The sequence below is a fragment of the Calditrichota bacterium genome (assembly GCA_014359355.1).
Classification (GTDB): Bacteria; Zhuqueibacterota; Zhuqueibacteria; order JANLFK01; family Oleimicrobiaceae; genus Oleimicrobium.
In genome coordinates this window covers 1-7,409 of the sequence record JACIZP010000121.1, presented here as the reverse complement: position 1 = coordinate 7,409, position 7,409 = coordinate 1, and the positions used below count along the sequence as shown (strand labels likewise).

9 protein-coding genes are annotated in these 7,409 nt (G+C 62.7%); all 9 read right to left on the bottom strand.

Annotated features, from left to right (window positions below; translation table 11 throughout):
* Positions 1-120: IMP cyclohydrolase (locus H5U38_05090; protein MBC7186395.1), on the bottom strand; the 120-nt coding region annotated here is incomplete at its 3' end.
* A gap of 24 nt (positions 121-144) precedes the next feature.
* Complete coding sequence (locus tag H5U38_05085) at positions 145-780, bottom strand: M15 family metallopeptidase (GenBank protein ID MBC7186394.1); 636 nt, start codon at positions 778-780, stop codon at positions 145-147.
* A 1-nt stretch (position 781) separates the two neighbouring features.
* Positions 782-1,423 (bottom strand): phosphoribosylglycinamide formyltransferase, encoded by a 642-nt coding sequence (locus H5U38_05080; protein ID MBC7186393.1) that lies wholly within the window; start codon positions 1,421-1,423, stop codon positions 782-784.
* A gap of 25 nt (positions 1,424-1,448) precedes the next feature.
* Positions 1,449-2,387, bottom strand: a complete 939-nt coding sequence (locus H5U38_05075; protein MBC7186392.1) for an LD-carboxypeptidase — start codon at positions 2,385-2,387, stop codon at positions 1,449-1,451.
* 28 nt (positions 2,388-2,415) lie between these two features.
* Positions 2,416-2,883, bottom strand: a complete 468-nt coding sequence (locus H5U38_05070; protein ID MBC7186391.1) for a GWxTD domain-containing protein — start codon at positions 2,881-2,883, stop codon at positions 2,416-2,418.
* A gap of 913 nt (positions 2,884-3,796) precedes the next feature.
* The gene (gene rimO, locus H5U38_05065) at positions 3,797-5,152 is read right to left on the bottom strand and encodes a 30S ribosomal protein S12 methylthiotransferase RimO (GenBank protein ID MBC7186390.1); all 1,356 of its coding nucleotides are present in this window, start codon (positions 5,150-5,152) and stop codon (positions 3,797-3,799) included.
* Positions 5,149-6,063: a signal recognition particle-docking protein FtsY gene (gene ftsY, locus H5U38_05060; GenBank protein ID MBC7186389.1), complete on the bottom strand. Its 915-nt coding sequence runs from the start codon at positions 6,061-6,063 to the stop codon at positions 5,149-5,151. Before ftsY ends, rimO begins: the two co-directional genes overlap by 4 nt.
* Positions 6,060-6,668, bottom strand: coding sequence for a CDP-alcohol phosphatidyltransferase family protein (locus H5U38_05055; GenBank protein MBC7186388.1), 609 nt, complete (start codon positions 6,666-6,668; stop codon positions 6,060-6,062). Before H5U38_05055 ends, ftsY begins: the two co-directional genes overlap by 4 nt.
* Before the next feature lie 18 nt (positions 6,669-6,686).
* The gene (locus H5U38_05050; protein MBC7186387.1) at positions 6,687-7,385 is read right to left on the bottom strand and encodes an NAD(P)/FAD-dependent oxidoreductase; all 699 of its coding nucleotides are present in this window, start codon (positions 7,383-7,385) and stop codon (positions 6,687-6,689) included.
* Positions 7,386-7,409 lie beyond the last annotated feature (24 nt).

Below are 7,409 nucleotides of genomic sequence, written 5' to 3'. Positions count from 1 at the left end.
ACGCAATGCCTTCTCGGTCCCACCGCTGGAGATGATCTCAAAGCCGAGTTCGTGCAGGCCCCGCGCAAAGTCTGCTACACCTGTCTTGTCAAACACGCTAATCAAAGCTCGCCGTTTCATCGTCTTCCTCGTGCCGTCCAGATCTTACCTCCCATGGCGCTCGTGCAGCTTCTCCAGGGGTATGTCCAGTACTGGGTACCTTTGCCACTCCGGGTCGTCGAAATGCCACCATTCCGAGGGCAACGGGAGAAAACCCTCGGCAGTCATCGCCTCCTCCAAAAGGGCACGGTGGTGGAGAGCCTCTGGCGGTGCCGCCATGAAGGAGCGGCTGGCCCTTTCGGTAAAGTCGTCGAAGCTGCTGGGCATGGGCAGCTCCCGCGCGTTGCTATCCACCAGCGTGACGTCCACTGCTGCGCCGCGGTTGTGGCGCGAGCCCTTGCGGGGATCGGCCACGTAGCGGGTGTCCGGGACCAGCTCCCACATGCGCCATTGCACCGACAAGGGGCGATAGCAGTCGTACACTTTGAGGCCCAGTCCTGCTTCCCGAAGCCGACGTTGCACGCGCACCAGACGCTCGGCGGTTGGGCGGCGTAGAAAGCAGACATTGGCCGCGTACAGTGTGTCGCCCACGAAATTGTCTGCGGTCGCGTACTTCAGGTCGACCACAATCGTAGAATCGAGACCACGAATGTCCACCAGGTCGGTCGAGGGCGTGGCGCACAAGCAAATCAGCAGCCAGCCGAGCAGCAGGCCGACCAACAGCGACGGACGGCGCGCCACGTTAGGCCCCCTTCTTTGCTGGCAAGATGCGCACGCGGCGACCCTCTACCAGCACGCGGTCTTCGGCAAAGAGCTGCAGAGCCTGGGCGTAGATGCGGTGTTCCACAGTCAGCACGCGCGCCGCCAAAGTCTCCGGAGTGTCGTCTTCCAACACGGGCACACACTCCTGAATCACCGGCGGACCGGTGTCGTACTCCTCGTCCACCAGGTGCACAGTCGCACCAGAGACCTTGCAGCCATAGGCAAGCACGGCCTCGTGCACGTAGTGGCCATAGAGCCCTTTGCCGCCGAAGGACGGGAGCAACGCCGGGTGGATGTTGAGAATGCGATGGCGAAAGGCCCGCACGATGGTAGGGCTCAACATCTTCAAGTACCCGGCCAGGGCGATAAAGTTCACCGCGTGCCGCTCCAAGAGCTCCAACAGCGCCTGGTCGAATTCCTCCTGCGACGAGAACTGGAGTGCCGACAGGTGCACAGCCGGTATCCCGCGGGCGCGGGCGATCTCCAAGGCGCCGGCAGTGGACTTGTTGCTGATGACCACTGCGACTTCTGCGTCGAGCTCACCGCGGTCTATGGCCCGCAGGATAGCCTCCAAATTCGAGCCACGGCCGGAGGCCAGTACGGCAAGGCGCAAATGGGGCATGGTCGCTCCCTCCAGAGCAAGCAGTCTACGCCACCGCAGGTTCGACTATGCTCAGCGTCCCCTGATCAGCATCGAGCTCCGCCTCCACACCGATGGGCAGGGTCACTTTGGCCTCGCCGTGTCCATAGGCGAGGCCTGCAACCACCGGTATCGGCAAGTCGCTCACATAGTCATCGATGACCTGTTCTAAGGTCAGAAAGGGCTTGTCAGTTTCGCTCGGCTCCCAGTTGATGAAAGTGCCGAATACCAGTCCGGCAATGCGGTCGAGAATTCCCGCGCTGCGGAACTGCGCAAAGTAGCGATCGATGCGATAGACTTCCTCGTCGATGTCCTCAAGCACGAGAATGGCACCTTCCAGATCGGGCATGAAGGGCGTCCCCATGAGCGGCGCAATGAGCGAGAGACAGCCGCCCAGCAGCCGCCCGCGTGCCCTGCCAGGGCGCAGGCAGGTGAGAGCCTGCCCTTCTGGGTGGGGTAACGGCCCATTGGCGTCTGTAGCCGTGAGCATTCGCCAGAAGTGCTCCTCGGTGAACGGGTGGATGCCCTTGCCCATCTCCACGGCCACCATTGGCCCGGAAAATGTGACCAGGCCGACCTCCTGCCAAATGGCCAGCTCAAGGGCGGTCAAGTCGCTATATCCCACAAAAATCTTCGGGTTTGCTCGCAAGGCCTGGTAGTCGATGCGCTCAAGCAGACGCGACACCCCGTAGCCACCGCGTGAGCAGAACACCGCCTTCACCTCAGGGTCGGCGAACATGCGATTGAGGTCCTCGGCGCGCTCCTGGTCGGTCCCTGCCAGGTAGCCGCGTTGTGCGTACACGTGTTCCCCCTGGATCACCTTGAAGCCACGCTCCTGCAAGTAAGCAATGCCTTTGGCAAGGCGTTCCGGGATCATGGGGCTGGCCGGGGTGACGATGCCGATGGTGTCCCCGGGCCGGAGTCTTGGGGGTCGTATGGGGTTCATGCGCCTCCTCTGCTCAGTGCCTTTTCCCTCATTCCCGAAGCCGGTTCAGATCGTAGAGCGAATACGGATTCAACAGACGATACTCGCCAAATCCTGTGGGGTCGTAGAAGACGAACTGCCTGTTGATGCGATAATAGTACCAGATCTCGTACGGTTTGTCCCCGGCCGGGTAGGGGTGCCGCTCGATGTCGTTGGGTGGGCCAAGGATGATGTAGACCATGCCCATATCGGTCTTCCACCCCTCGCGGAATACGGTGAAGCGTTCGTTGGCGTACTCCACCCGCCGGTAGTGCTCGTCCATAGCCTCGTTTTCTTCGGTGCCCGGCGTGGGGTCGCGGCGTTTCCAGAAGCGCACGAACTCGTTGAGCTTCTTTTCCTCCGGTGCTTTGCGGAGGGCGTCGTATTCCTTCTTCTCGGCCACGTACCTGACCTGCTCGATGGCCATGTCCAAGTCGGAGACTGTGGCTGGCAGGCCGCTCCACCGCACGTTAAACATCTTCTCCACCTGGTCCTCTGCACCATCACCTTTCACCGCCAAACGGAGGATGTACCTGCCGTATCCCAAGCTATCCGGGTAGAGCGGAAAATAGTCCAGTGTCCGCCAGGCGGCAAGAGAGCGCTGGTAAGAACGGGCCAGCACCACCTTGTTGCGCGCGTTTACCACGCGGTAGGAAATGGTGACACTCCGGTGCGGTCGTCGGGTGTAAATCTCGAAACAGGCAAAAAGAGTCCTGCTTATGCCGATGGTATTGTCCGAGACGTCAGGGCGAATCGATCTGAGGCCGAGCGAGTCGCTCTCGACCACCGAGGCGAAGGTGATATCGCTGAGGGCCAGGGGCAGCGCGCGAAAGTCGCGTACCTTCAGCGGCTGCGTGACCTGGCGACGCTCCCGTGTCTCCAGATCGGTCACGCCGATGGTCATCGTGTACTCGCCCGGGGGGATGTCGAAGCTGGCGTAGCTGGTGTTGAAGTCCCGCCGGGAAGTCGTCTGTTCGTACACCGCAGTGGCCATTTCGTCCCGCCACACCTTGCCAGCAACCTGGTCGCGCGCCTTGTCGAGTACGACCACCGTTACCTCGTAGGAGCCGCTGTAGCCGGAGTCGCTGCGCACGAACTGAATCTCGTCGAAGGTGATCTTGACGTAGACGTGCACCCGGCTCTTGGTCGAGTCCAAGGGTGAGGCCATCGTGGAGACGTCGTAGTGAAATCGCGGCCCCAGCTCGTTGGCTTCCTGGCTCATCTCTGTCTGGGCCCACAAGAAGGTGGGGGGTGCCACTATGGCCACCAGAAGCAAGGTGGCGACCAACAACGAGAAAAGCCTTCTCATCATTCCCTCCCACCGGGGGAAAGCTCGGTGTGACGAAGTGAGCCGCTTTGCCAGTGCTGCGCAAGATGAGTCAAGCCACTCCTCAAACACGAGAAACTTCCCTCGGCACGCTCAGTTCCGCGCCCTCCCCAGCCGCGGCAGACGTACTGCTGCTACCCGCCGGGGTGGCGTGAAGGTCAAATCCGTCCGAACCTGTGATGCGCACTGTTGCAAAGTGTCCCGGTTCCAGTATGTCGTCAATCCGCACGCGACTATCGACCTCAGGTGCGTCCCACTCCGTCCTGCCCCAGGAGATGCCTAGGGTCTTGTCGACTTCGTCCACCAGGACCAGCACGGTCCTTCCCAGTAAACCGGCCGTGCGCGCGCTGCTGATGCGGCTCTGCAGATCGAGAACCTGCGCATGGCGGGCATTCTTTTCTTCCTCCGCAACTTGCCCGGCCATGGCGGCCGCTCGGGTCTCTTCCTCCGGCCAGTAGGTGAAGACCCCAAGGTGGTCGAAGCGCACCGCCTCTAAGAAGTCGAGGAGCAACTCAAAGTCTGCCTCTGTCTCGCCAGGGAACCCCACCATCACGGTGGACCGGATGGCGACCGAGGGTATCTGCTGGCGGATGCGGTGCACCAGCTGCTCCAGCTGCGCCCTGGTGGTCTTTCGACCCATCGCAGCCAGAATCCGGTCGGAGCCGTGTTGTACCGGCAGATCGATGTACTTGCAGATGCGCTCCTGGCTGGCAATGGTGGCAATCAGTGGCTCATCCACGTGTGCAGGATGGGTATACATCAGCCGGATCCAGCGGGGACCCTCCACTTGGGCTAACGCGCGCAGGAGCTCCGGCAAGGCAGAAGGCTTTCCCCCCTCGGCGCCGTACAGCGTGGTGTCCTGCGCCACCACGATGAGCTCCTGTGCCCCGCGTCGGGCCAATTCCCGCGCTTCCGCCAAGACAACCTCCGCAGGTCTGCTGCGGTACCGCCCCTTGATGAGCGGGATGGTACAGTAGGCGCAACAGTTGTCACACCCCTCGGCGATCTTGAGGTAAGCGTAGTGCGAGGGCGTGAGCGACCAGCGCGCCCTGCTGTGCCCAGCCGCACGCAAGCCGAGGAAGCCGCGGATGCGTGCGGCCATGCGGGTCGGGTCGCGTGCCGTGACCACCAGCTCAGCCTCCGGGAGGAGGCCTGCCAATTCCTTGCCAAACCGCTGCGGCAGGCATCCCGTGACCACGATCCTCCGGGTGCCCTGTCCCTTTAACCGGGCGGTCTCCAAAATTGTTTCTAATGCCTCCTCGACCGCCGGGCGGATGAACGCGCAGGTGTTGATGATGACGACATCTGCCCTGCACGGGTCTTCGACGATGCGCAGCCCTGGCACGGCGAGCAGGCCCAGCACCTTCTCGAGGTCCACGGTGTTCTTGGGGCAGCCCAAGTCTATCGGCGCGATCTTCATCCAAAGAGCCCCTCCACGAACTCCCGCGCATCGAAGGGGGCGAGGTCACCGATGCCTTCGCCAAGGCCAACCCACCGCACGGGCACGCCGAGCTCCTGGCGGATGGCCACCGCGATGCCGCCCTTTGCCGTGCCGTCGAGCTTGGTGAGGACGATCCCGGTGACGCCAGTGGCCTGGGTGAACTGCCGCGCCTGGGACAGGCCATTCTGCCCGGTGGTGGCGTCGATGACCAGCAGCACTTCGTGCGGAGCGCCAGGCAGACGACGGTCCAGCACGCGGCGGATCTTGCTCACCTCCTCCATGAGATTGACCTTGGTGTGCAAGCGGCCGGCGGTATCCACCAGCAGGACGTCCACGCCTCGTGCCATGGCTGCGTTCAGCGCGTCGAAGGCCAATGCTGCCGGGTCTGCGCCCGGATTCGTCCGGACCATATCCGCCCCTGCGCGCTGCGCCCAGACTGCCAGCTGCTCGGTGGCGGCAGCGCGAAACGTGTCTGCCGCTGCCAACAACACCTTCTTGCCCTGTTGGCGGTAGTGGTAGGCAAGCTTGCCGATGCTGGTGGTTTTGCCCGTGCCGTTGACGCCGACCACCAAAATGACGTAGGGCTGGTGAGCGGGTGCCGGTCCGTCTGAGGAACCGCCGTCGAGGAGCAGCACCAATTGCTCCTGCAGGAGCTTGACGACCTGCTGCGGGTCAGAGGTCGGGAGAGTGCGGAGTGCTTCTTGCAACTGAGCCACAAGCTTTTCGCTCACCGCAACCCCAACGTCGGCAGCGATCAGCACCTCCTCCAGTTCGGCCAAGAACTGGCTGTCCAGGGGCCGCTTTGTGCCCACCACCCGTGCCAGGCCTTCGCTCAGGGCGAGTCTGGTCTTCAGCAGGCCGGAGCGGAGCCGACTCATCACGGCGCTCATTGCCTTTCTCCCTCGACGGCACGGGCGCTTGCCCCCTTTCCTGGGGACGGAGCGCTGCGCACAAGCCGTGCAAAGACGAGCCCGTAACTCACGAGTGACGCCAGTAGCAGCAGACTCGAGAGCCAGACGAGCAACGTGGCGATTATGCCGAGCCTTAGAGTGGAGGCGACGATGACGAGCACGACGGAGGCCGCGGTCATCTTGCCCACCAGATTCGACTCGGAGACGAACCGTTTACCAAGAATCAGGAACGCTCCTGCTGCAAGAATCAATAGGTCGCGCGCCACCACTGCAGCAAGATACCAGCTTGACACCCTGCCCAGGCCCACGAGCATAGCCAACACGAAGATTGCGCACACCTTGTCTGCCAGCGGGTCGAGGATGCGCCCCACATTGGACGTCTGCCGCAGGCGGCGGGCAAGAAGCCCGTCGAAAAAGTCGGTGCCGGCGGCAACCACCATCAGGCCTGCCGCTGTCAAATCAGCGCGCGGCGCATCCTGCCGAAGACACAGGTAGATGGGCACGAGGAAGAAGAAGCGGAGTACCGTGAGCATGTTGGGAACGGTCCACACGCGGCTTTCTTTCGGGTCAAAGAGGTACGGCATCTCCACTTCCCTGCAGTTTCACACGAACACCTTGGCAGCCTCAAGTATCAGCTTGGGCTGATTGACCAGCGCCGTGGCGAAGAGGCTCAGCAATGAACGCTTTTCTGGAGCCGTGCGGAGGTAACCTTCGGCGGTGCGGTTCAGGTCGTCATCGGTCAGCCGCCAGATGGCCTCCTTGAGCCTGTAGAACCGCTCGTGGGCCCTACCCTCTTGCTGATGCCACCGTGCGACATACTCCTGCAATCGGGCCTCGGAGACATCGCCCTCGCGGATGGCCTGCGCGGCTACCTGGCCGGCGATCTTGGCCGCGATCATACCAGAGATGATACCACCTCCTGACACGGGATTGGCTTGGCGTGCTGCATCGCCCACCAGCATGAGGCCATTGGCGACCAGCCGCTTCAAGGGTTTGGCTACCGGTACGCCACCGGCCACCATGGTCAGCACCGACACGCGGGGGAAGCGACTGGCGAGAAACTCCTCCAGGTAGGCCCACGCCGGCTTGTTCCGCGCGCAGTCGCCGGACACGCCCAGGCCGATATTGGCAAGCCCATTGCCTTTGGGAAAGACCCAGGCGTACCCACCAGGGGCGACCTGACGGCCGAAGAAGAAGTGGCAGTGGGTGTCTTCGATGTCCACATTACTCGCCGTGACCTGCGCACAGCTCTCAATATCGTGCAGTCCCACATGGGTGCGCAGACCCGCCCATCGTCCCACCCTGGATTCCACCCCGTCCGCACC

Excerpts from the sequence above, each read along its gene's own strand:
- H5U38_05080 (MBC7186393.1), bottom strand. The coding sequence starts at position 1,423 with ATGCCCCATTTGCGCCTTGCCGTACTGGCCTCCGGCCGTGGCTCGAAT.
- H5U38_05075 (MBC7186392.1), bottom strand. The coding sequence starts at position 2,387 with ATGAACCCCATACGACCCCCAAGACTCCGGCCCGGGGACACCATCGGC.
- H5U38_05055 (MBC7186388.1), bottom strand. The coding sequence starts at position 6,668 with ATGCCGTACCTCTTTGACCCGAAAGAAAGCCGCGTGTGGACCGTTCCC.
- rimO (MBC7186390.1), bottom strand. The coding sequence starts at position 5,152 with ATGAAGATCGCGCCGATAGACTTGGGCTGCCCCAAGAACACCGTGGAC.
- ftsY (MBC7186389.1), bottom strand. The coding sequence starts at position 6,063 with ATGAGCGCCGTGATGAGTCGGCTCCGCTCCGGCCTGCTGAAGACCAGA.
- H5U38_05070 (MBC7186391.1), bottom strand. The coding sequence starts at position 2,883 with ATGTTTAACGTGCGGTGGAGCGGCCTGCCAGCCACAGTCTCCGACTTG.